Source organism: Blautia stercoris (genome assembly GCF_054657695.1).
In genome coordinates this window covers 472,802-498,615 of sequence record NZ_BAAHYF010000001.1, presented here as the reverse complement: position 1 = coordinate 498,615, position 25,814 = coordinate 472,802, and the positions used below count along the sequence as shown (strand labels likewise).

The following is a 25,814-nucleotide window of genomic DNA, read 5'->3' as shown; positions in this document are numbered from 1 at the left end:
AAAATCAGTGTATTGAAAAAAAGAAAAGGAGGAGGATGACATGATTCATTTAATGATTGATGGAAATCCTGTTGAAGTGGAGAAAGGCACAACCATCCTTCATGCAGCGAAAAAGATAGGAGTCAAGATTCCTACATTATGTTACATAGAAAATTTACTGCCGGACGGTTCCTGCCGTTTATGTGTAGTGGAAGTAAAAAATAACGGAAGAACAAAAATTGATACGGCTTGTACTTTACAGGCATCAGAGGGCGATGAAGTCTTTACAATGTCTGAAAAAGTAATCCAGTCAAGAAAACAGACTCTGGATTTACTCTTATCAGACCATAATATTCACTGTTTCTCCTGTGAAGGAAACGGAGATTGTAAGCTTCAGGATTATGCTTATGAGTATGGTTTGGATTGTTCCAGTTATGAAGGTGAAAAGAGCGGTGGAGAAATTGATGATTCCAATAAGTTTTTTACTTATGACCCGAGTCTTTGTATTTTATGCCACAGATGTGTCAACACCTGTAATGAAATCGTAGGAAGAGGCGCAATTGCCACAATGGAAAGAGGATTCCAGTCTATTATTGGAAATGGAGAAGGCAAATGGGCTGATGGTACTTGTGAATCCTGTGGTAACTGTGTTCAGGCATGTCCGACAGGCGCTCTTACTATGAAGCGCAGAAAGAAATACCGTGCTTATCAGGTAGAAAAGAAAGTGTTGACAACTTGTCCACATTGTGCAACTGGATGCCAGTATTATCTGTTAGTAAAAGATGGAAAAATTGTGGATACAGAAGCGTATGATGGACCATCCAATAAAGGTCTGCTCTGCGTAAAAGGACGAAGCGGAAGCTTTGATTTTGTACACCATCCATCAAGAATTACTGACCCATTAATTAAAAATAAAGAAACCGGTGAATTTGAAAAAGCAACATGGGATGAAGCGCTTGATCTGGTTGCATCCAAATTTATGGAAATCAAAAAGAAATATGGAACAGAATCTTTAGCTGGTTTTGCATGTTCCCGTTCACCGAATGAAGATATTTACATGGTACAGAAAATGGTTCGTACCTGTTTTGGAAACAATAATACCGATAACTGTGCCCGTGTATGTCACTCTGCTTCCGTAGCAGGTCTGGCTATGACACTTGGTTCTGGCGCCATGACCAATCCGATTGAAGATATCACAAAGAAACCGGATGTGATTATGCTGGTTGGTTCGAACCCGGAAGAAGCACATCCTGTTGTTGGAATGCAGATTCGTCAGGCAGTTCAGCGTGGATGTAAATTGATTGTAGTAGACCCGCGTGATATCGGTCTTGCAAAACATGCAGATATTCATCTGAAATTAAAACCTGGTACAAATGTTGCATTTGCAAATGGTATTATGAATGTCATTATTTCTGAGGGACTTCAAGACGATAAATTTATCGCTGAGCGAACCGAAGGCTATGAAAAAATCAAAGAAATCGTAAAAGATTATACACCGGAACGAGTTGCTCAGATTTGTCATATTGATGCAGAAGATTTAAGAAAAGCAGCAATTATGTATGCAAAAGCAAAGATGGCACCAATTATTTATTGTCTTGGTGTAACCGAACATTCAACCGGTACAGAAGGCGTTATGTCGATGTCAAATATGGCTCTTTTAGTTGGTAAATTAGGTCGTGAAGGTTGTGGAGTGAATCCGCTTCGTGGTCAGAATAACGTACAGGGAGCCTGTGATATGGGTGCTTCGCCGACTGACTTCCCAGGATATCAGAAAGTGGCAAATCCGGATGTTGTTGCAAAATTTGAAAAGGCATGGAATACCAAGTTGAATCCAAATCCGGGACTTCATGCAACAGATGTATTCCCGGCAGCAATCAGAGGAGAAATTAAGGGACTGTATATTTATGGAGAAGACCCTGTTGTAACAGACCCGGATACGCATCATATTATTAAAGCACTGGAAAGTCTGGACTTCTTTGTTATTCAGGAATTATTTATGACAGAGACTGCGGCTTATGCAGATGTTATTCTCCCAGGTGTCAGCTATGCAGAAAAAGAAGGAACATTTACCAACACGGAACGTCGTGTACAGCGTGTGCGTAAAGCAGTAACAATTCCTGGCAATGCAAGATTAGATACCGATATTATCATTGATTTGATGAATCGTATGGGTTATCCTCAGCCGCATCTGACCTCGGCACAGATTATGGATGAAGTAGCATCTGTAACACCATCCTTTGGAGGAATCAGTCATGCACGTCTTGACAGTGAAGAAGTTGGTGGAAAAGGACTTCAGTGGCCATGTTTGACAAAAGACCATCCAGGTACTCCGATTATGCATGTTGGTAAATTTGCAAGAGGTCTTGGCTGGTTCTATCCGGCAGAATATGTTCCGTCAGCAGAACTTCCAGATGAAGAATATCCGATTATTCTGATGACTGGACGTATTTTATATCACTATACAACAAGAGCGATGACCGGAAAAACTCCGGAACTGATGGAGATTGAAGGAAAATCCTTTATTGAAATGAATGTGGAAGATGCAGAAGCACTTGGCATTAAGAATGGAGATAAAGTTCGTCTGACTTCCAGACGTGGTCAGATTGAATCTACGGCTCGTGTTGGTACAAAAGTATCAAAAGGAGAGTCCTGGATGCCATTCCACTTCCCGGATGGAAATGCAAACTGGCTGACAAATGCGGCGCTTGATAAGTATGCAAGAATTCCGGAATATAAAGTATGTGCAATTCGCATTGAAAAAGCGTAGTACAGCAAACTTAAGTTTCTGCTGTAGCAGTAGTAGAACTGGTTATAAAATATAAAAAAATGGGGGATATTCTCATAAGCGGTAAAGAGAATATCTCCCGTTTTTGCATCAAATGATTATTTTTATACAAAAACGTGGTCAAGGTTGAGCTTTTTTTGTTACTATGCTACAATAATTTCAAAATCAAAATAAGAGAAATTTTGAAAATAAAAAGATAAGAGGAAAAGACGATGAAATGTATTAAGACAACAGAGGCAGTAGGTCATGTACTCTGCCATGATATTACGCGGATTGTAAAAGATGTGGTAAAAGATACTGCATTCAGAAAAGGACATATTGTAGAAGAGAAGGATATTCCGGTACTTTTATCGCTTGGAAAAGATAATTTATATGTATGGGAAAAAGATGAGAATACTCTGCATGAAAATGAAGCAGCTCAGATTCTCTGTGACGTATGTATCAATGACAATATGCATCCATCCGATGTAAAAGAGGGTAAAATTGAATTGATTGCAGACTGTGATGGAGTATTTCAGGTAGATGTAAAGAGACTGGATGCTATCAATGAGATTGATGAAATTATGATTGCAACCAGACATACAAACTTTCCGGTAAAAAAAGGAGACCGTCTGCTGGGGACAAGAGTTATTCCGCTTGTGATTGCAAAAGAGAAAATGGAACAGGTGAAAAAAACAGCAGGGGAGACTCCGCTGGTTTCTTTAACTCCATACAAGAAAAAGACCGTTGGAATTGTGACAACAGGAAATGAGGTCTACTATGGAAGAATTAAAGATACATTTACACCGGTTATCATTGAAAAAATGAAAGAGTACAAAATTGAAGTATGTGGTCATATCGTATGTAATGATGATATGGAAAAAATCACAAAAGCAATTTTAGAATTAAAGGAAAAAGGGGCAGAGATGATTGTCTGTACCGGAGGAATGAGTGTAGATCCTGATGATAAAACTCCAGGAGCAATCAAGGCAACAGGAGCAAGGATTGTTTCTTATGGAGCACCGGTGCTTCCAGGTGCAATGTTTTTACTATCTTACTTAGAAGATGGAACACCGGTTATGGGACTTCCGGGGTGTGTAATGTATGCAAAGGCAACGGTATTTGATTTGGTTTTACCAAGAATTGCAGCAGGAATTGAAGTGACAAAAAAAGATTTGGCACACATGGGAAATGGCGGATTTTGCTTAGGATGTAAAGAATGTCATTATCCAAACTGCAGTTTTGGAAAAGGTGTTTAAAATAATCAAGTATAAAAAGATTTCGAGAGCACATTAAGAAAAAAGGGGGAAATGACATGGAAAATCTGACGGTAGAAGAGGCGCTTGAACAGTTATTATGTCATACAAAAGAAATAGAAGAAACGGAAGAAGTATCGTTGCTTTTGGCAAGAGGAAGAATTCTTGCCAAAGATGAAAAAGCAGAGTTTGATAATCCGCCATTTGACCGTTCTCCGGTAGACGGATATGCCTGTCATTTTGAAGATTTAAGTGAAGCAAAAAGTGATACACCAGTGTGTTTAAAAGTAATAGAGGAAATAGATGCAGGTCAATATTCTGATCGGGAAATAAAATTGGGAGAGGCTGTTCGTATTATGACAGGAGCAGCCATTCCGACAGGATGTGACTGTTGTGTAAGACAGGAAGACACTGATTATGGAGAAGATACGGTAAAGATTTTTAAAAGTAAAAAGAAATGGCAAGACTATTGCTTTCAAGGAGAGGATTTTAAGAAAGATACCGTATTATTAAAAAAAGGTACAAAAATCGGTTTTGTTGAAACTGGAATCCTTGCGAGTATGGGCAGAGCAAAAGTTTTAGTAAAAAGAAAAGTAAAAGCTGCTGTTTTAACGACCGGAGATGAAGTTATGACTCCGGGGCAACCTTTGCTTCCGGGAAAGATTTATAACTCAAACCAGAGCCTGCTGGCGACTCGTCTGTTGGATTTTGATGTAGAACTGGTACATATTGATACGATTCAGGATGAACCACAGAAAATGGCAGAGGCAATCAAAGAAATCGCAGGACAGGTAGATTTAATCGTAACAACAGGAGCTGTATCGGTAGGCAAGAAAGATATTATGCATGAGGCACTTCGTCTGATTGGGGCAGAGCGAATTTTCTGGAGGGTATTAATGAAACCGGGAATGCCAACTTTGTTTTCGGTATATCATGATGTTCCGATTGTCAGTCTTTCTGGAAATCCATTTGGTGTGGCGGTCAGCGTAGATGTACTGATTCGACCAATGTTACATAAAATGACACAGGATGAAACACTTGCGATTGTACATAAAAAATGTGTATTAAAAAATGAATTCAGTAAGAAAATCAAAGGGAGACGATATGTACGTGCTTTTGTAGACGAAACCGGAGTTATGATTCCATGTGGACTTCATTCCAATGGAGTTCTTGCGACAATGGCAGGATGTAACTGTCTGATTGATATGCAGGAGGGAAGACCAGGGATTCATGCAGGAGAAGAGACAGAAGTGCTTTTGTTGTAGATTCGATTTGACTTAAAATTTGATTTTTGGATTTTGACATTAAAATGAAAGTACAGAAAAACCGGATAAAAGAAAAATGAAAGCAGAAAGAACACAGAGAAAACAGTTTATACTGGCAGTAAGCGGAGTAAAAAACTCAGGGAAGACTACGTTAATTACAAAAATATTGCCCTTTTTAAAAGCGAAAGGCTTGAATGTGGCGGTTATCAAGCATGATGGACATGATTTTGAAGCAGATGTTCCGGAAACAGACAGCTGGAATTTTGCAAAGGCAGGTGCAGATGGTACTCTTGTGTTTTCAAAGACGAAATATATGATGATTCATTATGATACGGTATTACCAGAAGAAGATCTACTTGCCAGTTTCCCGAGAGCAGATATTATTTTGCTGGAGGGATTTAAATATTCAAATTACTCAAAAATCGAACTCATACGAAAAGGCAACTCGGCAAAATCTGTGTGTGACAGTAAAAAGCTGTTAGGAATTGTGACAGATTTTAAAAAAGAGGAATTAAAAGAACAAAAAATATTAGAAACAGAGAAATGGGAGAAACAGATAAAGATTTTTGATTTAAATCAAGCAGGGTCTTTGGCAGAATGGATTTATCAATTATGGGAAGAAATCCAGAAAAGATAATCTGAAAAAAGTGAAAAGGAGCAGTAAATCAAATGGAAGAGCAGAACAGTATGACAGAAAATAAAAGAGAGACAAAACTTGGGGTAAAAACGAAGCTTGTCATTACAAAAACAGAAGATTTTTTTGGACCGGGACTGTTTCATCTTCTTCAGTTTATTGATGAAACTGGTTCGATTCATGCGGCATCAAAAAAGATGAAAATTTCTTATTCAAAATGCTGGAAATTGTTAAATCGTGCGGAAGAGCAGATGGGATTTCAGTTTTTAAATCGTTACAATGGTGGTCCACATGGAGGAACTTCGATCCTTACAGAAGAGGGTAGAGAATTTATAAAACGATATGAGGAAATGTTGGAAGAAGTAAAACAGATAAGTCAGAATGTATTTGAAAAATATTTTGACAGTTATCAGTAAAAATGACAGGGTGTCTTTTCTTTATTTGAACGCAGATAAACATTCCCCCGCTGCTTAGTGCTCTGCGCACTTGAAGCGGGGGAATGCTTCTGTCAGTGGGAGTTGAAAGCTCCCACTGACAGCTCGCAAAGCGACTGCGTTCATGAGCAAGTAGCGAAGCAGATTGCGAATGTCCGCTTTACAGCCCCCGGTCTATTTAACCGAATCAAGAAAAATCTTCGATTCAAAAATTTTTGTTTGACAAAGACTTAAGAAAATACTTTCATGCGGTCTCGCCGTGCAGCACAAATTAAAGTTAAATGATATTCTTTCGCAAGTTCAATCGCTTCTACAGTAGGAGAAGCTTTACTGGCAAGAATTGGAATTTGTGCATAAATCGCTTTCATTGCCATGTCGGTTGGGATTCGGCCGCTTGAATAAACGATGCATTCGCGTAAATCAATCTGATTTCTAAGTGCATAACCGATCACTTTATCAAGCGCATTATGCCGGCCGATATCTTCACAGGAAAATAAAATCTGACCGTTTCTTGCAAGCAAACAGCTGTGAGTGGCGAAAGTTGTGCTGTGAAGCGGCATGCCGTCAGCAAAGGCATCTGCCATCTGAAAAATCCAGTCGGGTTTCCAGTTAATAGAAGGTACAGTCTTTGGCGTTTGTCCGGAAACAAAATAATCATTTAAAATATGGTTTCCGGTGCAGCAGGTAGGAGTGATTTCTATAAAAAGATTGTTTTCGGTATTTTGCGGAAGTGTTTCTGATGTTCTGTTTAAATAAACCTTTGCCCGTTTTCCATATTCGCAGATATAAATCTGTTCGATATCGGAGATGGAATCAATAATTCGTTCCGTTAAAAGCCGACCAAGAACTAATTCTGTCAGATACTGCGGGAGACAAACGAGTTTCATCGTTAAATGGTCATTTAAATAGACGTCAATCAGATGCTCTTTTAAAATTTGTTCCTGTTTTGAAATAAGTTGTCCATCACGGCTGATAAACCGGTATTCTTTTGTTTCTAATAATGGTAAATCGTGGTATTGTTCGTTAATATACATAATTTCTCCAATGCAAAAAAGAGTTCTTTTATTCATGTTTTCTATGTGTTATGATAATAGTATAACAGAAATGTCTTTGCTTCAAAAGAGGGAAAATATAAAAAAAGCAGAGAACAAAGGAGGATTTATTTTAGATGGGAAAAATAATAGCTGTCAATATTAGTGAGAAGAAAGGGACACAAAAAAAGAATGTGCATCGTGCAAAATTAATTGAAGAATTTGGAATTGAAAATGACGCACATGCGGGAAAATGGCATCGTCAGGTCAGCCTTCTTTCTTATGAAAAAATAGAGGAATTTAAAGCAAAAGGTGCGCCGATTGATGATGGTGCATTTGGAGAGAACTTAATCGTAAGCGGATATGATTTAAAAAGTCTTCCGGTTGGAACAAGATTTCGCTGTGGAGAGGTGTTGCTGGAAGTTACTCAGATTGGAAAACAATGTCACAGTGGCTGTGAAATTTTCAAAATTATGGGAGATTGTATTATGCCAAGAGAAGGTATTTTTACAAGAGTGCTTCATGGAGGAATCATTGAAGAGGGGGATGAGATTCATATAGAAGAAACGGATGGAGAAACAGAAAAGTAAATTATGAAAGATAAATATGGACGAGAAATTGATTACTTGAGAATTTCAATTACAGACCGATGTAATTTGAGATGTATTTATTGTATGCCGGAAGATGGAATCTGTCAGGTTTCTCACAAAGAAATTTTAACTTATGATGAGATTCAAAGAATCTGTTCCTGTATTACAACGCTTGGAATAAAAAAAATAAAACTGACCGGCGGAGAACCGCTCACAAGAAAAAATTGTTCGACCCTGGTAAGAATGTTAAAAGAACTTCCGGAGATCGAAAAAGTAACCTTAACAACGAATGGAATGTTATTGAAAGAACAGATACAAGAATTGGCAGAGGCTGGGATTGATAACATTAATATCAGTCTGGACACTGTGGATAAAGCAAAGTTTGAGAAAATTACCAGAAGAAAAGGACTTTTTAAAGTGTTGGAAGGATTGGAAGAAGCTTTAAAATATCCCAATATAGGTCTGAAAATTAATTGTGTTCCGGTAGTTGAAGAACCTGAAAATCTGGTGGCAGTTGCCAAGCTTGCAAAAGAATATCCGATACATGTCCGGTTTATAGAAATGATGCCGATTGGTTATGGAAAAGAATTTTTATTTCGAGGAGAAAGTGAAATCTGTGAAATTTTAGAAAAAGCTTATGGCAGAATGACTCCAATTTCAATGAGGTATGGAAATGGACCCTGCCATTACTATGAAATTTCCGGATTTTTAGGAAAAATTGGATTTATCAGTGCAATGACCCATAAATTCTGTGACCAGTGCAATCGTGTCAGAATGACAGCAGAGGGATATTTAAAAGCCTGTCTGCAGTACCAGACAGGAATCAGTTTAAAAGATTTAATCCGAAATGGATGTACGGATGAAGAATTAACACAAGCAATGAAAAAAGTGATATGGGAAAAGCCGGTTGGGCATCATTTTACCTCAGGGAACATTGAAGAAGACGAGATGAAACTGATGTCACAGATAGGTGGCTGAAGGCGAAATAAAAAGGCGTGTTTGTCGGAGAGGAGTAAAAATGAGAGCAGCAATTATTACATCCAGTGATTCTGGATATGCAAAAGAAAGAGAAGATAAAAGCGGTCCGGTGATTCGTGAAATTTTGGAGGCAAATGGATATGAAGTCGTTCAGGCCATTTTACTTCCGGATGAAAGAGAAATGCTTGCAAAAGAGATGAAAAGAATTGCAGACGAAGCGATTGCAGAATTGATTGTAACGACAGGTGGAACCGGATTTTCAAAAAGAGATTGTATGCCAGAGGCAACAAAAGATATTATAGAAAGGGAAGTACCGGGAATTCCGGAAGCAATGCGTGCTTACAGTATGACAATTACGCCAAGAGCCATGTTAAGCCGTGCCGCAGCAGGAATCCGAAAAGGTACTTTGATTGTCAATCTTCCGGGAAGTCCAAAAGCGGTAAGAGAAAGTCTGGAATATATTATTCCGGCTCTGGAGCATGGATTACAGATTTTAACCGGGGAGGCATCAAACTGTGCCAGAAAATAAAATTGCTTTGGTGATTTTAGCCGGTGGAAAGAGCAGTCGCATGGGACGTGAAAAAAGTGATTTGATTTTGAATGGAAATACTTTTTTGGAGATACAGATAGAAAAAGGAAAACAGCTCGGAATCAAAAAAATTTATATTTCCGGTTATAAGGGAGTGCGCTGTACAGAAGAAATTGTAATGGATCGTATCAAAAACCGAGGTCCGCTAGGAGGATTGGAAGCCTGCTTTAGAAAAGCATCAGAAGAGGGCTTTTCGCATTGTCTGGTATTAGGTGTAGATACTCCGCTTGTTCCAAAAGAAGAATTAAAAAGTTTAGTTGACAAGGCACAAAAAGAAAGTGAAAACAGAGCGGTTCTACTTCGACATGCCGAAAAAGAGGAATCCTTGATGTCAGTGTATGAAAGTAGTTTATATCAGGAAATAGCGCAGTTTCTGGAAACGGGGCAGGCATCTGTTTTTCGCTTTTTAAATCAGGTTGGTTATGACTGTTATGATACACAGGCAGAAGAATGGTATTTTACCAATATTAATGAACCGGATGTGTATCAGGAAATCTGTAAAAAAGAGCAGAAAATCTGAATTCGGTTAGAAGAAAGGATTTAACTGAATCAGATAAGTCGAGATAGTGGTTATTTCTTGTATGCTGTACTGGAAATGGTGAAATAGAAAGGATGATAAGATGATTGATTTACATTTACACTTAGATGGCTCTTTGAATCCGAAAAACATGTTTTGGATGGCAGAAATGTCAGGTGTGAAACTATCGTTTACAGAAGAAAACGAATTAAAAAAACAGATGATGGTAGAGCCGGATTGTAAAAATCTCGGAGATTATTTAGAAAAATTTGATTTACCGCTTCAGGTATTACAGACAAAAGAATGTCTGGAGTATGCAGTCTATGAATTACTAAAAGAATTACAAGCGCAGGGACTTTGTTATGCAGAAATCCGCTTTGCGCCACAACTTCACCAACAAAGAAACTTAACACAAAAAGAAGTGGTAGAGTCGGCAGTCAAAGGACTCGAAAAAGCAATGAAAGAATTTCCGATAGAAGCACAGCTGATTTTATGTTGTATGCGTGGAGAGACGAATCATGCTGAGAATTTAGAAACAGTTAAAACCGCAAAAGAATTTTTAGAAAAGGGTGTCTGTGCAGTTGATTTGGCAGGAAATGAGTCGGCTTATCCGACAAAAATGTTTGAAGATGTATTTTTACTGGCAAAAGAACAAAATGTGCCGATTATTATTCATGCAGGAGAGGCTGCCGGTGCAGAAAGTGTAGAAGAAGCATTAGCGTGTGGGGCTGTCAGAATTGGTCATGGAATTCATTCAATAGAAAGTCCAAAGCTTTTAAAGCGATTAAAAGCAGAAAAAATATATCTGGAATTATGTTATTCCAGCAATCTTCAGACACAAGCTGTAAAAAATTCCTGTGAGTATCCGCTTATAGAATTTTTAAAAAAAGGAATTTTAGTGACGATTAATACTGATAATATGACGGTTTCGAATACTTCGTTAAAAAGAGAATATCGGTTGTTAAAAGAGACATTTCAGCTTTCAGATGAAATGCTGCTTCAGCTTGCAGAAAACAGCGTAGAAGCGGCATTTCTGCCACAAAAAAAGAAACTAAAATTAAAGCAGAAAGTAAAACAGGAATTTTTGAAATGGCTGAGTACAGAGAGAATTTAATGAGGTAGGTGCGATTAAAGGAAAACTGCTGGATGCCGATGCCCAGTGGGTAAAAGTGGAAACACCGAAAAAAGGAACACAGCTGATTAACCGGAATATGATTCGCAATATTACCTTTGATAAGTAGAATGAAAAATATAAATCAGGAGTAAAAATTTCAACGAGCAGGAAACAGTAATGTCAATGTTGCGTGGATTTTGGAAGTAGGAGAACAGTTCGAATATATGTATCGGCTGTTCTTTTTTTATTTTTAAGCGTGAAAGCGGAGAGGTTTTTCTTGTGTATAGTATAGCATTAGCGTATAATAAAACCAGATTGTCTGCATACGTTTAATTGATAGACTCTCGGAGTCTTTATTATAAATACAAAGAAAGTTCAGAATGGGGATTCGTAATGAAAAAGAAAAAATGGAATAAAATACTGGCTGTGTTTTTGGCAATGGTGACGGCAGTATCACTTTTGTCAGGATGTGGCGGAAAGAGTGCAGAAAAAGAAGATGCAGAAACAATAACGGTGTATTTATGGAGTACAAGCCTGTGTGAAAAATATGCACCATACATCCAGGAGCAGCTTCCGGATATCAATGTTGAATTTGTAGTAGGGAATAATGATCTGGATTTCTACAAGTTCCTTGAGGAAAATGGTGGATTGCCAGATATTATAACCTGCTGTCGTTTTTCACTGCATGATGCAAGTCCTCTGAAAGATAGTCTGATGGATCTTTCCACAACCAATGTGGCAGGTGCTGTCTATGATACATACCTCAGGAATTTTATGAATGAGGATGGAAGTGTAAACTGGCTTCCGGTGTGTGCGGATGCACATGGTTTTGTAGTCAATAAGGATCTTTTTGAAAAGTATGATATTCCTCTGCCAACTGATTATGAAAGCTTTGTTTCTGCCTGTCAGGTATTTGAAGAGATGGGAATCCGTGGTTTTGCCGCAGACTATTATTATGATTACACCTGTATGGAAACACTGCAGGGTTTGTCAGCGTCAGAGTTATCTTCTGCAGACGGACGCAGATGGCGTACCACCTACAGTGATCCGGATAGTACAAAGCGAGAAGGTCTGGACAGTACCGTCTGGCCGGAGGCTTTTGAACGTATGGAGCAGTTTATTCAGGATACCGGGTTAAGTCAGGATGACCTGGATATGAATTATGATGATATAGTTGAGATGTACCAAAGTGGCAAGCTTGCCATGTACTTTGGCAGTTCTTCCGGAGTAAAAATGTTTCAGGATCAGGGCATTAATACAACCTTTCTTCCGTTTTTTCAGGAAAACGGTGAAAAGTGGCTGATGACAACCCCATATTTCCAGGTGGCTTTAAACCGTGACCTGACAAAGGATGAAACACGCCGAAAGAAAGCAATGGAAGTATTGAGCACAATGCTTTCTGAGGATGCACAGAACCGGATCATTAGTGAGGGACAGGATCTGTTAAGCTACAGTCAGGATGTAGATATGCAGCTTACGGAATATCTGAAAGATGTGAAATCTGTGATCGAAGAAAATCATATGTATATCCGCATTGCGTCAAATGACTTTTTTTCGATTTCCAAGGATGTAGTTTCTAAGATGCTCTCAGGAGAATATGATGCAGAGCAGGCCTATCAGTCATTTAATTCTCAGCTTCTTGAGGAAAAAGCCATTTCTGAAAATGTAGTATTGAATTCACAGAAATCTTATTCCAACCGCTTTCATAGCAGTGGAGGCAATGCAGCCTATTCGGTTATGGCAAACACGCTGCGTGGCATTTATGGGACGGATGTGCTAATCGCAACTGGAAACAGCTTTACGGGAAGCGTGCTGAAAGCTGGCTATACAGAAAAAATGGCAGGTGATATGATCATGCCAAATGGTCTGTTGGCTTACAATAGTAAGATGAGTGGAGCTGAGCTGAAAGAGACAGTTAGAAATTTTGTAGAAGGCTACCAGGGGGGATTTATTCCGTTTAATCGTGGTTCCCTTCCTGTGGTCAGCGGCATTTCAGTGGAAGTCAAAGAAACAGCTGATGGTTATACATTGAGTAAAATTATAAAGGATGGAAAAAAAATTCAGGACAATGATACTTTCACGGTAACCTGTCTGGCAATACCACAACACATGGAAGCTTATCCGGCAGATGGTAATATTACATTTAATGGAGGAGATACCTCTGTGAAAGATACTTGGACAGAATATGTTTCAGAGGGTAATGCCATTCTTGCAGAGTCTGAAGACTATATGACTCTGAAGTGAGAAAATTGAAAAAGAAAAGTAGAGGGTATCCATTGCTTTAAACGCACAACACACAAGCCATCTCATGGTGGCTCTCATAAGAAGGGGCTCCCTTCAGAATCGTGAAGTTCAGAGAGTTATAAAGAAAAATCAGGCTCAGGAAAACATTTTTATAACATTTTGTGCCTAAGCGAAAGGAATGGATATAAAAAGGAATGGATATAAAAAGGAATGGATATAAAAATGAAAGTTAAGAATCGTAATACAAAAAGAGAGAAACGTGTTATAAAAAAACGGTTAAAGATAGCTGTCTTTATTGTTCTCTTTATAGGAATCATCTCGGCTGTTTTCCAATATTTCAAGTTTGTGTCCGCAACTGTTTATGAGGAAAGTGTTTCTCATCTGACGGAGGTCTTTCATCAGTCTGATAATATGTTGAGGGAACTGATAAATAAAAATCTGACCTATCTCCATATGTGGGGTGAGAATCTTCAGAATACCTCCAGTGAAGATGAAATTTGTGATTATATAGAGAAAGCACAGGAAGATGCAGGTTTTTTAGAATTCTATTTTCTATCAACAGGTGGGAATTACAAGATGGTAACAGGGGAAACAGGGTATCTTGGATTACAGGAAGATATTGAAGAAGACATCCGGCAGGGAAATGATGTGATAACAAATGCAGCAGTCCCAGGAAAATCTCAGCTGCTTGTTTTTGCCACTCCCAAGGCTCATGGAAACTATCAGGGATTTGAATATGATGCGATTGCCATTGCTTATGAAAACTCTGATATCGTAGATGTGCTGGATATTTCTGCTTTCAATGGAAATGCCCAGAGTTATATTGTTCATCCGGATGGTCGTGTTGTGGTCGATCATTCTTCTGAGTCATGGGGGAACGTGTATAATTTCTTTGGTATTTTGAGAGAACATTCAGATATGTCCGAAAAAGAAATCAATGAACTTTCGGAGAAGTTTAAAGCAGGATGTACCGATGCGATGATGGTAAATCTGGATGGAAGAAACTATTATCTGGTCTATGAAAAATCGGATATTCAGGACTGGATATTTCTGGGACTTGTTCAGGCGGATATCGTCAATGCCAGTATGAACAGTCTGCAGCGTAGTACGATACTTCTTGTTAGTGTGGTTGTATTCTGTATTGCAGCATTTCTTGTCGGTCTGATTATTCAAAAAGGTAGAACAAATCTCAGGGAAAAAGATACAGAGATCTTGTATAGGGATGAGTTGTTCCAAAAGCTTTCAATGAATGTGGATGATGTTTTCCTGATGCTGGATGCAAAAACATATCAGGCAGATTACGTCAGTCCGAATGTGGAAAAGCTGTTGGGTATTACAGTAGAACAGATCCGCAAAGACATTTGTGTTCTGGAAAGACTGCATTTGGAGAAATCTGAAGATTCGGAGAAAAATCATCTGGAAAAAATCCAGGTTCATGAACAGAGGGAGTGGGATCTTGAATATGTTCATCTGAAGACAGGGGAAAAACGCTGGTTCCATAATATTGCAATGGGAAGCGAGGTAAACGGAAAAAAGAAATATATCCTGGTTATGTCGGATCGTACCTCTGACTGGAAAATGAATCAGGCACTTTCTGAGGCAGTACGTGCGGCGGAGATGGCAAACAGGGCAAAGAGTACGTTCCTTTCCAATATGTCTCATGATATCCGGACACCAATGAATGCGATTATCGGCTTTACCACACTGGCTGTAAGTAATATTGATGATAAAAAAAGAGTCCGGGATTATCTGGGTAAGATCCTTTCTTCCAGTAATCATCTACTCTCATTGATCAATGATATATTGGATATGAGCCGTATTGAGAGTGGAAAGATCCATCTGGAAGAGACAGAGGTCAGTCTGTCGGATGTGCTTCATGATCTGAAGACAATTATTAGCGGACAAATTCATGCAAAGCAGCTGGAGCTTTATATGGATGCAATGGATGTTACAAATGAGGATGTTTATTGTGATAAGACACGACTCAACCAGGTGTTGCTGAATCTTTTGTCCAATGCGGTTAAGTTTACACCGGCAGGAGGAACAGTTTCTGTTCGGCTCAAACAGTACCCAGGGACAGTAAAAGGCAGGGAACTGTACGAGATCCGGGTAAAAGATAACGGAATCGGCATGAGTTCGGAATTTGTACAGAAGATTTTTTCCCCTTTTGAGAGGGAGAGGACTTCCACAGTCAGCAGAACCCAGGGTACAGGGCTTGGCATGGCTATTACCAAGAATATTGTGGATATGATGGGTGGAACAATTGAGGTCAGGACAGAGCAGGGCAAAGGTACGGAATTTATTGTTCGTCTGCCATTTCGGATTCAGTCTGAGCACAAACACATAGAGAAGATCGCTGAGTTGGAGGGTCTTAAGGCACTGGTTGTAGATGATGATTTTAATACCTGTGACAGTGTGACAAAAATGCTTGTGAGGGTTGGAATGCGTTCGGAATGGACACTTTCTGGTAAGGAGGCTATTCTCCGTGCACGGCAGTCTATGGAACTTGGGGATGCATTCCATGCTTATATCATCGACTGGCGTCTGCCAGATATGAATGGCATTGAAGTTACACGCCAGATCCGTAGTCTTGGTGATGATACACCGATTATTATTCTGACGGCTTATGACTGGACCGATATCGAAGAAGAGGCCAGAGCGGCTGGGGTAACTGCTTTCTGCGCGAAACCAATGTTCATGTCAGATATCAGAGATACCTTGATGACTGCTATCGGTCAGAAGCAGGTTGAGCAGGAGGATACTATTTTTCCTGAAGCAAGTTCGGATTTCAGAGGCAGATGTATACTGCTTGTGGAGGATAATGAATTAAACAGCGAAATTGCGGTGGAGATCCTTAATGAGTATGGTTTTCTGGTTGAAACTGCCGAAAATGGAGCTGAGGCAGTGGAGAAAGTTAAGAATTCGACGCCAGGTAATTATGATCTGGTGTTGATGGATGTGCAGATGCCTGTAATGAATGGATATGAGGCCACTAAGCAAATCCGTGCTCTGGATGATCCGAAACTGGCGGAAATTACCATCCTTGCTATGACCGCAAATGCTTTTGACGAAGACAAAAAGAAGGCAATGGAATGTGGTATGGATGGCTTCTTATCCAAACCAATTGTTATAGAAGAGTTACTCCGTACATTACAGAAGAATCTGAATCAGGTGCCCGGAGTATCAGAAAAATCACGCAAATAAAGAAGTAAGTGTAAATCAGATGATTGGTATTATGATTGGAAGTATAGCTGTATTTGGAATTATTTATTATTTTCTTACATTGTTGACAGAAGGTGAAGGCACACGATAAGCAACATTATTTTTAGAAGATGAAAAGCCAAAACAGAATTTCTGAATAATATGTCCCATGATATCCGTACGCCAATGAATGTGATACTGGGATATAATTAGCTGATGAAAGCACAACTGATAGAACCGAAGCAGCTTGATTATCAGAAGAGAATCGAATAATCCGGGAAACTGTTATAAATTAGGGAGGTGCTACAATGCCATTTAAGATAGTCCGCAACGATATAACAAAAGTAAAAGCAGATGTGATTGTAAATACTGCTAATCCAAATCCGATATGTGCAAGTGGCACGGACTTAGCAATATATGAAGCAGCAGGAAAAGAAAAACTTCTCGTAGAAAGAGCAGGTATCGGCAAAATTGCAAGGGGTGATATTGCTGTTACCGGTGCATATAACTTAAAGGCAAAATATATTATTCATACAGTAGGACCGGTATGGACAGATGGAAAGCATCATGAATTTGAAATCCTTGAGAATTGTTATCGAAAATCATTACAAAAAGCATTGGAACTTGAGTGTGAGAGTATAGCATTTCCACTGATTTCGACAGGAGCATATGGATTTCCGAAGGATAAGGCATTACAGATTGCTGTGTCAGTATTCAGCCAGTGTCTTACCGAAAATGAGATAGAAATCATACTGGTAGTATTTGATAAAAGATCTTTTCAACTTTCTGGTCAGATTGTTGGGAATATTGATTCTTATATAGATGCAAATTACGTCAGAGAAATCCATAGAAAAGAGTATCCGATAAGGAGCAGAAGAAGTACTCGTATAAAAGAATTGGCAGAAGAAGATTTCAATGAGGAAATGCTTCAAAGAGAAGAAGACAACTATCCACTTGAGAAAATGACAGATACGGGCATGACAGAGTTGCTCATGCCGTTAGAAAGTATATCATTAGAAGACCAGCTGGCAAATATAGGAGCTTCCTTTCATGATAAATTATTTGAGCTGATCGACGAAGCACATCTTGATAATAAGGATGTGTGGAAACGGGCAAATCTTGATAGAAAACATTTTTCAAAGATTCAGTGTGACCAGAACTATCATCCAAAGAAAAAGACGGTAATGGCACTCTGTATTGCACTTCAGCTTGATCTGGAACAGTCAAAAGACTTACTTGCCAGAGCAGACTGGGCATTCAGCCCAAACAGTAAGGTGGATTTGATTGTACAAAAGGCAATATATGATAAAGAAAATAAGAAACCAGTAATCAAAGCGAGCATATGTAATGGCGAGCAGGTAGCTGGGTTTAAAGATATTTATACAGGTAAAATAGAGGAGATTATGCTGATTAAGAACCAGGCAGACCTTGATGCACTCAAGAAAATGTATGGAATAGATGGCGAGATAGAAAAGGAATATTAAACAATGTATTTGATTAAAATATCCTCATTGTAAGACAAGAACCTGGTGCAAGAAAGTCATGACCAAAGAGTGATAATCAAATCATATAGACAGGGTATGTCAACAGCAGGTTGCTTTTCAGAACATGAATTTATCTGTATGATATGGTTATGGAGGTGACGACGATGGAAACAAAAAATATTATTTTGAAACTTCGTACTGAAAGAGGAATGTCACAAGACGAACTGGCAGATAAAATCATGGTCACAAGGCAGGCAGTATCACGTTGGGAAAATGGAGATACAGTTCCAAATACTGATACCCTCAAGCTCTTATCGAAAGAATTTGATGTTTCAATCAATACGCTTTTGGGAGAACCCAGAAAGCTGATTTGCCAGTGTTGCGGGATGCCAATTGATGATGATTCCATATTGGGACGTGATAAGGATGGCACATTAAATGAGGAGTATTGTAAATGGTGCTATGCAGATGGAACGTACACATATAACGATATGGATGAATTGATTGATGTATGTGTAAAGAATATGGTAAATGAAAGCTTTACCGAAGAACAGGCACGCACTTATCTGAAAGAAATGCTTCCAAAGTTAGATTACTGGAAAAGATATGATGAGCTTAGTGACAATGGGCAGTTTGAAGAGTTTAAAAAGCAATTGATAAATGAAATTAATGATCTGCATATAGACGGACTTCCAAGGGTAGACAAACTAAATGCACTTGTGGGGAAATATGTGAATCTGGATTATACTCTGCCTAATGGTCAAAAAGTGAAATTCCTTGATGATCAGAAAACCTATCTGGGGAACCAACTGGAGTCTGAATTTGGAGGAGACAGGTGCTTCGGTATTCTGGCAGGTATGGATTTTATTCTGGTATGTACATATGAGAAGGATGGTGAAAATCCAGAGTTGTTGATTTATAAAAAGAGATAATATAAGCAAAAAGAAAAGTCTTGAGTAGTGTATTATGAATAAATACTTAAACTACTGGGGAGTGATTTTTGCGGCTATCTTTGCTCCGTGTCATATCCTAATAAGCTATATGAATGCGGTTTTATCATGATTTGAAGATCGATAACTTATGGCAGATATGAAGGTAAAAATAGATGAAGTGTTCAAACAAAAGGAGAAAATATGGAATCAGATATAATTAAAATCAGCCATCTGAATAAAAGCTTTGGCGAAGTAAAGGCAGTAAATGATCTGAGCTTTCGTGTGAAAAAAGGAGAATTGTTTGCGTTTCTTGGAGTAAACGGTGCAGGGAAAAGTACAACCATTTCTATTCTCTGTGGATTGCTGAAAAAAGACAGTGGAACTGTTCAGATAAACGGAATAGAAACTGACAAAGCCGGTGCACAGACAAAAAGGATGATTGGTGTTGTATTTCAGGATAGCGTACTTGATAAACCGCTTACGGTGAAAGAAAACCTAAAGAGCAGAGCTGCTTTATACGGCATTACAGGAAATGCCTTTGATAAGAGATTACAGGAGCTGGTCGAGATTCTGGATTTTGACGAGTTTTTAAACAGACCTGTAGGTAAGCTGTCAGGAGGTCAGAGAAGAAGAATTGATATTGCCCGTGCATTATTGCACAGACCGGAGATTTTGATTCTTGACGAGCCTACTACAGGGCTTGATCCGCAGACAAGGCAGTTAATCTGGAATGTTATCGAGAAGCTTCAGAAAACAGAAAATATGACAGTATTTCTGACTACACATTATATGGAAGAGGCTGCTAATGCCGGGTATGTTGTAATTCTTGACAAAGGAAGTATTGCAGCGGAAGGTACACCGTTTGAACTTAAAAATGATTATGTACAGGATATCGTATCTGTTTATGGTGTTTCCGAAGATGAAATAAAGTCATTGAACAGAGAATATAAAAAAATACGTGATGGATATCAGATAAAAGTAAGAAATACGAAGGAAGCAATGAAGCTTATTGTAGAGCATCAGGACCTATTCACGGATTATGAAGTAGTAAAAGGCGGTATGGATGATGTATTTCTTGCAGTCACAGGAAAAAGGCTTGGAGGTGAGCATTGATGAGAACAGTATTGGCATTAATGAACAGGAACAGGAAACTGTTTTTTAAAGATAAAGGTATGCTGTTTACGTCAATGATCACACCCGTCATTCTGATTGTTCTGTACGCTACGTTTCTTGCAAAGGTTTTCAGAGATTCTTTTACAGCGGCGATTCCGGATATGATCACGATTTCGGATAAGCTCATCAATGGAACCGTGGCGGCACAGCTGACAGCATCACTTATGGCAGTAAGCTGTATTACTGTAACATTTTGTGTAAATCTGACTATGGTGCAGGACAAGGCAAATGGAACAAGGAAGGATTTTAATGTTTCACCGGTCAGCAGGGAAAAAATTTATTTGGGATATTTCCTTTCAACAGTTGCTAATTCTTTGATGGTCAATGGACTTGCGTTTGTATTATGCCTGGGATATTTATTTAAAATGGGATGGTATATGAATGCAGCAGACGTAATATGGGTTTTATTTGATATGATATTGCTCGTCCTGTTTGGAAGTACGCTTTCAAGTATCATTAGCTTTCCATTGACAACACAGGGACAGCTTTCGGCTGTGGGTACAATTGTCAGCGCAGGTTATGGTTTTATATGTGGAGCTTATATGCCAATTTCAAATTTTGGTTCAGGTCTTCAGAAGGCACTGTCTTATCTTCCGAGCACATATGCCACTTCATTGATTAAGAATCATATGCTTCACGGAGTGTTCAGGGAGATGGAGAGAAAACATTATCCGGATGAAATGGTTGAAGCGATAAGAGACACTCTTGATTGCAATCCGGTATTTCATGGAAATGTGGTAAGTGTAAATCAGATGATTGGCATTATGATGGGAAGTATAGCTGTATTTGGAATTATTTATTATTTTGTTACATTGCTGCCAGAAGGTGAAGGCAGACGATAGGAAATATTATTTTCAGTGAGTGAAATTCCTTTGTTTTGTCCAAAATGCAAAGAAGAAAGCCTGATTAATGCAGAAAAATTTATAGTAAAGGAAGCCAGACGCTAAGACACAGTGCAGATTGTAATATTACAGTTTTGCACTGTGTCGTTTATATTATGGAGGTCAAATAAGAATGAAAGCAATCATATATACATCAAATACCGGAAGTACAGCAGAGTATGCAAAATTACTGGGAAAGGGATTGAATCTTCCGGTACATAAAGTACGTCGTTATATTCTGAATAGAATGAATACGACAAAAAAGTGCAGGAATATAAAGATATGGAATTAAGATTATTACGTTATTTTTTAACAGTAGCAAAAGAACAGAGCTTTACAAAAGCAGCAGAACAATTGCATATTACCCAGCCAACGCTTTCCAGACAAATGGCGGCATTTGAAGAGGACCTGGGAATAATATTATTTATTCGAAACGGGAAGAAAATATCGCTCACTGATGAAGGAATTTTATTAAAAAGGCGTGCCTTGGAGATCCTTAATCTTGAGGAAAGGACGCTGGAGGAACTGAAAGGAAAAGAAGAGGTTGTAGAGGGCACGATAACCATTGGATGCGGTGAATTTGCGGCAGTGGAGACATTGGCGAAGATATGTAAAACGTATAAAGAAAAATATCCGCTGGTTCAGATTGTATTGCATACTGCAACAGCAGATGTAGTGTATGAGATGATGAACAAAGGACTTGTAGATATTGCATTATTCATGGAGCCGGTGGACACCGAAGGGCTGGATTATATCCGGATCACAGATTGCGATCACTGGTGTGTCGGAATGCGGCCGGATGATCCGCTGGCAGAAAAAGAGTTTATAAAAAAAGAAGATCTTATTGGAAAGCCCTTGATCCTGCCAGAAAGAATGAACGTTCAAAGTGAACTTGCCAACTGGTTTGGGAAAGACTTTTCAAAATTACAGATTGCTTTTACGAGTAATCTTGGAACGAATGCCGGAGTTATGGCGGCAAATGGACTGGGGTATCCAATTTCAATTGAGGGTGCTGCAAAGTATTGGCGAGAGGATATTCTTGTACAGCGAAGAATTTCTCCTGAAATCACGACCAGTACGGTGATTGCCTGGCGACGGAATATCCCATATTCTTTGGCAGTCCGTAAAATGATTGAGGAGATTAATGCTTTTCAGGCATAAAACAAAATTCAATATAAGCATTAGACATAATGAAGCGATAGAGCTTAAAATAGATGTGTAAGATGAATGTAAATCTTATACATCTATTTTTTTGTGAAAAATACGTATAGAAAGGGGCTTTTTATTATGAGTAAAAAATTAGTGGCATTTTTCAGTGCAAGCGGAACAACAAAAAAAGTAGCAGAGATGATCGCAGAGGAAGTAAAAGCGGATTTGTTTGAGATTGAGCCGAAAGTTCCATATACAAAGCCTGATCTTGACTGGATGAATAAAAAATCCAGAAGCAGTGTGGAAATGAGTGATAAAAAATATAGACCGGCGATTATGAAAAAAGAGATGGATATGAGTTCTTATGACGAGATCCTTCTGGGATTCCCTAAAATGGAGTACAGTTTATAGTAGTGTATAGCGTGTACCAAGTTATAATTATGGGGTTGAAAATAACAGTATACACAGATAATGTGGAAAAATGTGTATGACGTTTATATAGAAAATAACATTGAAAAAGAAATTCAAGAATGGGTAAATTCATTAAATTTAAAATAGCCTGCAAATAAAAAGTCAAGGCTAAATTGAAGAACATTGAAAATTTTATACAGGTTGAAAATTTGGTATCAAAATAAGACCACCACACCAGTGCTGGTCTGAAAATATTAGTGGATAATTAAGATTCAGGAAGAGATGAAAGATATTCTTTCACTCGTCCGTAGTAGATTCTTAGAAACTTGTTGGCACCTGCAGTCATATAGACATAGTAAGGCTTGCCTTGAGCACGTTTCTTGTCTAAGAACTGATAAACAGGATCATCTTGAGGATGTGTTTTAATTAGGACATCCATTACCTGAAATAAAGTCTTTCTAAGATCAGAGGAACCTCGTTTTGAGGTTGGAACACTTTTTTGTTCATAACTTCCAGATTCATTAACACCGGGATCTACACCGGCAAATGCAGTAATAGCACTTTTGTGAGTGAAACGGGAAACATCTCCGATCTCAGCCATCAACTGAGATCCGAGTGAAGTTCCAACACCTTTCATAGCCATAACGACAGGATATTCAGGGAGTTTGGATGCAGTTTCATTCATAAGAGTGCGTAGTGACTCAACAGTTGTAGAGGCACTGTTAAGCTGGTCCACAGCCTGCTTAATTATAAGCTTTGTAATGGCATCCTTTGGAAGTACAGGAACAAGTTCCTTTGCTTTTCCATAGATTTCCTCAGCTTTGGATTGGCTGAAGTTGTACTTCTTACGTTTGCACCAGTTTTGATAATGGTCGATAAAGGCATTCAGAGACATTTTACGGACACAGTCCACATGCCAGTATGTAGATGCAAAATCAACCCATTTCTGGCTGCCGTCACTGCGTGCAGGACTGTCAAAGTAAGTATTCACACCAGGATAGGTTTGGTCAAGGATGCCGATAAGATTATTTTTCATAGCCGTCTTGTGCTTCATGTAAAAGCAGAACTGACGGTTCATGGTTTTGAGCTGATTGCGTAATTCATCCATAACATTATACTGTTTAAGATTTTGCCATTTGTCAAGAGCATATCGGGCAATCTTAACAGCATCCGCTTTATCAGATTTCACTTTACGAAGAGAATCATTATCAAAGTCTTTGATAAGTTTTGGGTTAATGGCACTGACGAAAAGATTTGCCTCTGAAAGCTGATGTGCGAGGACTTCATAATAACGTCCTGTGTGCTCCATAACGATTCGGGATTCACCTTCAACAGAGTTGATGAGTTCTACAAGTGAATGGATATCACTGGCTGTGTGTTTGATTTCGAAAGGTGTGGAAACAATTTCACCGAAAGGTCGCATGATAGCAACCATACTCTTACCTTTTGAAACATCGATACCTACTGCGTTCATAAATTTGTCACTCCTTAAGATTATTGCAATGGATAAATACCAGTTTTACTCATTGCCTATTCAATCTACTGTGGTGTGACACGAATGCGCCTATGGCGATTCAACCTGCATAAAACGAACGCTGCGAATGAGGAGCTGGTTATCAGTCTATTTTACGGACGCAAGGTCCAAGAATAAGGACGATATCCAATTGCTACCTACATTCTAACAGCTTAAGCAACAAGATGGATAATTCCTTACTGGATGTAAGGGGATTAACCATAAATATATTGTAGTAGAATAATAATTACATGAGTGACAGAAGATAAGAATCTGAATTCCCTGTCACTTTTATATTATTTGATAAGAAAAAAGAACTGGTTTATATCCGATAAGAATATAGACTGGTTCTTATTTTTAATATGCTATTATATACACAGGGAGTCGGGGAATGTCGAACTATAGCAAGCCGGAAAAGAAAGCATTGATATCGGTATGAAAGAGTTTTGCAAGTGCAACTAATTCAGATGCCTTAATGTTCATGCGATTTGTTTCCAGTTTGGCATAGGTACTTTTGGTGATGGAGATACCCATAAGATTTAATTTTGCAACTACTTGGTCTTGAGTCATATTGTTTTTATATCGAATTGCTTGGATATTTTTACCAATATCCATATCTGGTCTAATCTTTTGCATAATGATGAACTCCCCTTATAAAATAAAAAGTTTCGTAATACAGAAACATATATATTGATTCTAAAGAATTTAAATTTTATAATGTTTCGTAATAAGGAATTATTTTTAACAGGAAGAGGTAAAAGTATAATGGATGTGGAGATGGAAAAGAGAAAATTTTTAAATCTATGTGGCAAAAGAGATCGAGCATTATTGTCAGATGAAAAAAGAATGACATTGGGGGATATGGAACGATTGACATATCTGACAGAATTTTTTGAACTGGAGAACTATGGAATCGCCTTATGGAAAGAATTTGGTGATGATGTAAAAGAGCCATTTGAAGCGATGATGAAAATGTTAGATGAGCCGGAGTGCATAGAAGATCGATGGCTTGATGACGAAGCAAAAGGGGAAAAGTGGTTGTTAGAATTTCAGGAACTGGCATTAACGGAAGAATACAGGGAATGGATTCGAAATTATATCGATAAAAAATATGAAGAAAGAGGATTACCATATCCGACAGGAGCAGACTTCGATTAAGAGGTCTGCTTTTTTCTGGTCTTTTGGGAGGTGATAAGAGGTGGAAGTAAGTATTTATGAACTCTTGGCGGCAGCAAGAGAATCGGCTAAATCTGATTATATAAAAGGGGACAGCATTTTGTGTGAGAAGAGATTTCATCCAGATACCCATTACATGGTAGAAATAGAACTGCTGAAAAATGATAACAAGCTGGGAAAAAAGGGCAATTATATACGGAAGTTTTTGACAGAACCGGAGTATCTTCCCATTTTACAAAAGCAGGAAAAACATCTCATAAAAATAAAAAGACAGGCAATTGTTCAAAAAGGAAACTTGCGATATATCCCTCCCCCGGACAGGCTGGACCGCCGCCGGGAGAGGGATCTTTTATAACCGGCTGGGAAGGAACAGTAGTGTTCCTCTGGCGATAGTGGTATAAAAAAGCCAGATTTTCCGCAGGTTTTGGGACGCTGGAACATAGAAAAGTGTTCACGAATGGCACTTTTGCAACGATCCGTTGCAGCAGTGACAACATTT

Annotated in this window: 24 protein-coding genes and 3 pseudogenes; 24 read left to right on the top strand and 3 right to left on the bottom strand. The window is 38.6% G+C overall.

All coding sequences use genetic code 11. The features are described 5' to 3' along the window. Positions 1-40: 40 nt before the first annotated feature. The 5 genes from fdhF to ACYQ2D_RS02465 all read left to right on the top strand — a co-directional run bounded on the left by fdhF (position 41) and on the right by ACYQ2D_RS02465 (position 6,314). Positions 41-2,746, top strand: coding sequence for a formate dehydrogenase subunit alpha (fdhF, locus tag ACYQ2D_RS02485; protein ID WP_459784530.1), 2,706 nt, complete (start codon positions 41-43; stop codon positions 2,744-2,746). Between the two features lie 230 nt (positions 2,747-2,976). Continuing rightward, positions 2,977-4,002: a molybdopterin-binding protein gene (locus ACYQ2D_RS02480; protein WP_022304163.1), complete on the top strand. Its 1,026-nt coding sequence runs from the start codon at positions 2,977-2,979 to the stop codon at positions 4,000-4,002. A 56-nt stretch (positions 4,003-4,058) separates the two neighbouring features. Beyond that, on the top strand, positions 4,059-5,264 hold the full coding sequence (locus ACYQ2D_RS02475) for a molybdopterin molybdotransferase MoeA (protein ID WP_459784528.1): 1,206 nt from the start codon (positions 4,059-4,061) through the stop codon (positions 5,262-5,264). Between the two features lie 76 nt (positions 5,265-5,340). Next, the gene (mobB, locus tag ACYQ2D_RS02470) at positions 5,341-5,901 is read left to right on the top strand and encodes a molybdopterin-guanine dinucleotide biosynthesis protein B (protein ID WP_117456434.1); all 561 of its coding nucleotides are present in this window, start codon (positions 5,341-5,343) and stop codon (positions 5,899-5,901) included. A 32-nt stretch (positions 5,902-5,933) separates the two neighbouring features. Further along, the gene (locus tag ACYQ2D_RS02465) at positions 5,934-6,314 is read left to right on the top strand and encodes a winged helix-turn-helix domain-containing protein (RefSeq protein ID WP_117456435.1); all 381 of its coding nucleotides are present in this window, start codon (positions 5,934-5,936) and stop codon (positions 6,312-6,314) included. A 248-nt stretch (positions 6,315-6,562) separates the two neighbouring features. On the opposite strand, the gene fdhD is transcribed toward ACYQ2D_RS02465, so the two are convergent. Further along, positions 6,563-7,366: a formate dehydrogenase accessory sulfurtransferase FdhD gene (gene fdhD, locus ACYQ2D_RS02460; protein WP_117456436.1), complete on the bottom strand. Its 804-nt coding sequence runs from the start codon at positions 7,364-7,366 to the stop codon at positions 6,563-6,565. Between the two features lie 134 nt (positions 7,367-7,500). On the opposite strand from fdhD, the gene ACYQ2D_RS02455 reads away from it, so the two are divergent. From ACYQ2D_RS02455 to ACYQ2D_RS02375, 17 genes and pseudogenes are all read left to right on the top strand, one after another. Continuing rightward, a complete protein-coding gene (locus tag ACYQ2D_RS02455) occupies positions 7,501-7,953 on the top strand; it encodes an MOSC domain-containing protein (protein WP_459784526.1) in 453 nt (150 codons plus the stop codon). Positions 7,954-7,956: 3 nt separating this feature from the next. Further along, positions 7,957-8,931, top strand: a complete 975-nt coding sequence (gene moaA, locus ACYQ2D_RS02450) for a GTP 3',8-cyclase MoaA (protein ID WP_187557970.1) — start codon at positions 7,957-7,959, stop codon at positions 8,929-8,931. 40 nt (positions 8,932-8,971) lie between these two features. Continuing rightward, positions 8,972-9,460, top strand: coding sequence for a MogA/MoaB family molybdenum cofactor biosynthesis protein (locus ACYQ2D_RS02445; RefSeq protein ID WP_459784525.1), 489 nt, complete (start codon positions 8,972-8,974; stop codon positions 9,458-9,460). Further along, positions 9,447-10,040: a molybdenum cofactor guanylyltransferase gene (mobA, locus tag ACYQ2D_RS02440; protein ID WP_022303069.1), complete on the top strand. Its 594-nt coding sequence runs from the start codon at positions 9,447-9,449 to the stop codon at positions 10,038-10,040. The genes ACYQ2D_RS02445 and mobA overlap by 14 nt, the downstream gene beginning before the upstream one ends. Before the next feature lie 100 nt (positions 10,041-10,140). After that, positions 10,141-11,151 (top strand): adenosine deaminase, encoded by a 1,011-nt coding sequence (add, locus tag ACYQ2D_RS02435; RefSeq protein WP_459784523.1) that lies wholly within the window; start codon positions 10,141-10,143, stop codon positions 11,149-11,151. Between the two features lie 393 nt (positions 11,152-11,544). Continuing rightward, complete coding sequence (locus tag ACYQ2D_RS02430) at positions 11,545-13,395, top strand: extracellular solute-binding protein (protein ID WP_459784522.1); 1,851 nt, start codon at positions 11,545-11,547, stop codon at positions 13,393-13,395. Positions 13,396-13,617: 222 nt separating this feature from the next. Next, the gene (locus tag ACYQ2D_RS02425) at positions 13,618-16,599 is read left to right on the top strand and encodes a hybrid sensor histidine kinase/response regulator (protein WP_459784521.1); all 2,982 of its coding nucleotides are present in this window, start codon (positions 13,618-13,620) and stop codon (positions 16,597-16,599) included. 141 nt (positions 16,600-16,740) lie between these two features. Further along, a pseudogene (locus tag ACYQ2D_RS02420) lies at positions 16,741-16,809 on the top strand (histidine kinase dimerization/phospho-acceptor domain-containing protein); the annotation flags it as partial. A 95-nt stretch (positions 16,810-16,904) separates the two neighbouring features. Continuing rightward, a pseudogene (locus ACYQ2D_RS02415) lies at positions 16,905-17,240 on the top strand (macro domain-containing protein); the annotation flags it as partial. A 630-nt stretch (positions 17,241-17,870) separates the two neighbouring features. Then, a complete protein-coding gene (locus tag ACYQ2D_RS02410; RefSeq protein WP_459785297.1) occupies positions 17,871-18,080 on the top strand; it encodes an aspartate dehydrogenase in 210 nt (69 codons plus the stop codon). A 164-nt stretch (positions 18,081-18,244) separates the two neighbouring features. Beyond that, positions 18,245-19,012 (top strand): zinc ribbon domain-containing protein, encoded by a 768-nt coding sequence (locus ACYQ2D_RS02405; protein WP_459784519.1) that lies wholly within the window; start codon positions 18,245-18,247, stop codon positions 19,010-19,012. A 201-nt stretch (positions 19,013-19,213) separates the two neighbouring features. After that, on the top strand, positions 19,214-20,125 hold the full coding sequence (locus ACYQ2D_RS02400; protein WP_459784518.1) for an ABC transporter ATP-binding protein: 912 nt from the start codon (positions 19,214-19,216) through the stop codon (positions 20,123-20,125). Then, positions 20,125-21,027 (top strand): ABC transporter permease, encoded by a 903-nt coding sequence (locus ACYQ2D_RS02395; RefSeq protein ID WP_459784517.1) that lies wholly within the window; start codon positions 20,125-20,127, stop codon positions 21,025-21,027. Before ACYQ2D_RS02400 ends, ACYQ2D_RS02395 begins: the two co-directional genes overlap by 1 nt. A 15-nt stretch (positions 21,028-21,042) precedes the next feature. Continuing rightward, complete coding sequence (locus tag ACYQ2D_RS02390) at positions 21,043-21,132, top strand: cysteine-rich KTR domain-containing protein (protein ID WP_372554378.1); 90 nt, start codon at positions 21,043-21,045, stop codon at positions 21,130-21,132. 67 nt (positions 21,133-21,199) lie between these two features. Then, positions 21,200-21,358 (top strand): NADPH-dependent FMN reductase family protein, encoded by a 159-nt coding sequence (locus ACYQ2D_RS02385; RefSeq protein ID WP_372554379.1) that lies wholly within the window; start codon positions 21,200-21,202, stop codon positions 21,356-21,358. Continuing rightward, positions 21,349-22,227: a LysR family transcriptional regulator gene (locus tag ACYQ2D_RS02380; protein ID WP_117456448.1), complete on the top strand. Its 879-nt coding sequence runs from the start codon at positions 21,349-21,351 to the stop codon at positions 22,225-22,227. The genes ACYQ2D_RS02385 and ACYQ2D_RS02380 overlap by 10 nt, the downstream gene beginning before the upstream one ends. A gap of 126 nt (positions 22,228-22,353) precedes the next feature. Beyond that, a pseudogene (locus tag ACYQ2D_RS02375) lies at positions 22,354-22,605 on the top strand (flavodoxin); the annotation flags it as partial. A 286-nt stretch (positions 22,606-22,891) separates the two neighbouring features. On the opposite strand, the gene ACYQ2D_RS02370 reads toward ACYQ2D_RS02375, so the two are convergent. Next, positions 22,892-24,100: an IS110 family RNA-guided transposase gene (locus ACYQ2D_RS02370; RefSeq protein ID WP_459784516.1), complete on the bottom strand. Its 1,209-nt coding sequence runs from the start codon at positions 24,098-24,100 to the stop codon at positions 22,892-22,894. A gap of 438 nt (positions 24,101-24,538) precedes the next feature. Then, positions 24,539-24,775, bottom strand: a complete 237-nt coding sequence (locus ACYQ2D_RS02365) for a helix-turn-helix domain-containing protein (protein ID WP_005341369.1) — start codon at positions 24,773-24,775, stop codon at positions 24,539-24,541. A gap of 141 nt (positions 24,776-24,916) precedes the next feature. Here ACYQ2D_RS02365 and ACYQ2D_RS02360 point away from each other — a divergent pair, with 141 nt between their 5' ends. Both ACYQ2D_RS02360 and ACYQ2D_RS02355 read left to right on the top strand, forming a co-directional pair. After that, a complete protein-coding gene (locus ACYQ2D_RS02360) occupies positions 24,917-25,297 on the top strand; it encodes a hypothetical protein (protein ID WP_226816172.1) in 381 nt (126 codons plus the stop codon). 40 nt (positions 25,298-25,337) lie between these two features. After that, on the top strand, positions 25,338-25,670 hold the full coding sequence (locus tag ACYQ2D_RS02355; RefSeq protein ID WP_005341391.1) for a DUF5720 family protein: 333 nt from the start codon (positions 25,338-25,340) through the stop codon (positions 25,668-25,670). Positions 25,671-25,814: the final 144 nt, after the last annotated feature.

Bases quoted from the DNA above. Each gene is read 5' to 3' on its own strand.
- fdhF (WP_459784530.1), top strand. From the start codon at position 41: ATGATTCATTTAATGATTGATGGAAATCCTGTTGAAGTGGAGAAAGGC.
- ACYQ2D_RS02480 (WP_022304163.1), top strand. From the start codon at position 2,977: ATGAAATGTATTAAGACAACAGAGGCAGTAGGTCATGTACTCTGCCAT.
- ACYQ2D_RS02475 (WP_459784528.1), top strand. From the start codon at position 4,059: ATGGAAAATCTGACGGTAGAAGAGGCGCTTGAACAGTTATTATGTCAT.
- mobB (WP_117456434.1), top strand. From the start codon at position 5,341: ATGAAAGCAGAAAGAACACAGAGAAAACAGTTTATACTGGCAGTAAGC.
- ACYQ2D_RS02465 (WP_117456435.1), top strand. From the start codon at position 5,934: ATGGAAGAGCAGAACAGTATGACAGAAAATAAAAGAGAGACAAAACTT.
- fdhD (WP_117456436.1), bottom strand. From the start codon at position 7,366: ATGTATATTAACGAACAATACCACGATTTACCATTATTAGAAACAAAA.
- ACYQ2D_RS02455 (WP_459784526.1), top strand. From the start codon at position 7,501: ATGGGAAAAATAATAGCTGTCAATATTAGTGAGAAGAAAGGGACACAA.
- moaA (WP_187557970.1), top strand. From the start codon at position 7,957: ATGAAAGATAAATATGGACGAGAAATTGATTACTTGAGAATTTCAATT.
- ACYQ2D_RS02445 (WP_459784525.1), top strand. From the start codon at position 8,972: ATGAGAGCAGCAATTATTACATCCAGTGATTCTGGATATGCAAAAGAA.
- add (WP_459784523.1), top strand. From the start codon at position 10,141: ATGATTGATTTACATTTACACTTAGATGGCTCTTTGAATCCGAAAAAC.
- ACYQ2D_RS02430 (WP_459784522.1), top strand. From the start codon at position 11,545: ATGAAAAAGAAAAAATGGAATAAAATACTGGCTGTGTTTTTGGCAATG.
- ACYQ2D_RS02425 (WP_459784521.1), top strand. From the start codon at position 13,618: ATGAAAGTTAAGAATCGTAATACAAAAAGAGAGAAACGTGTTATAAAA.
- ACYQ2D_RS02405 (WP_459784519.1), top strand. From the start codon at position 18,245: ATGGAAACAAAAAATATTATTTTGAAACTTCGTACTGAAAGAGGAATG.
- ACYQ2D_RS02400 (WP_459784518.1), top strand. From the start codon at position 19,214: ATGGAATCAGATATAATTAAAATCAGCCATCTGAATAAAAGCTTTGGC.
- ACYQ2D_RS02395 (WP_459784517.1), top strand. From the start codon at position 20,125: ATGAGAACAGTATTGGCATTAATGAACAGGAACAGGAAACTGTTTTTT.
- ACYQ2D_RS02385 (WP_372554379.1), top strand. From the start codon at position 21,200: ATGAAAGCAATCATATATACATCAAATACCGGAAGTACAGCAGAGTAT.
- ACYQ2D_RS02380 (WP_117456448.1), top strand. From the start codon at position 21,349: ATGGAATTAAGATTATTACGTTATTTTTTAACAGTAGCAAAAGAACAG.
- ACYQ2D_RS02370 (WP_459784516.1), bottom strand. From the start codon at position 24,100: ATGAACGCAGTAGGTATCGATGTTTCAAAAGGTAAGAGTATGGTTGCT.
- ACYQ2D_RS02365 (WP_005341369.1), bottom strand. From the start codon at position 24,775: ATGCAAAAGATTAGACCAGATATGGATATTGGTAAAAATATCCAAGCA.
- ACYQ2D_RS02360 (WP_226816172.1), top strand. From the start codon at position 24,917: ATGGAAAAGAGAAAATTTTTAAATCTATGTGGCAAAAGAGATCGAGCA.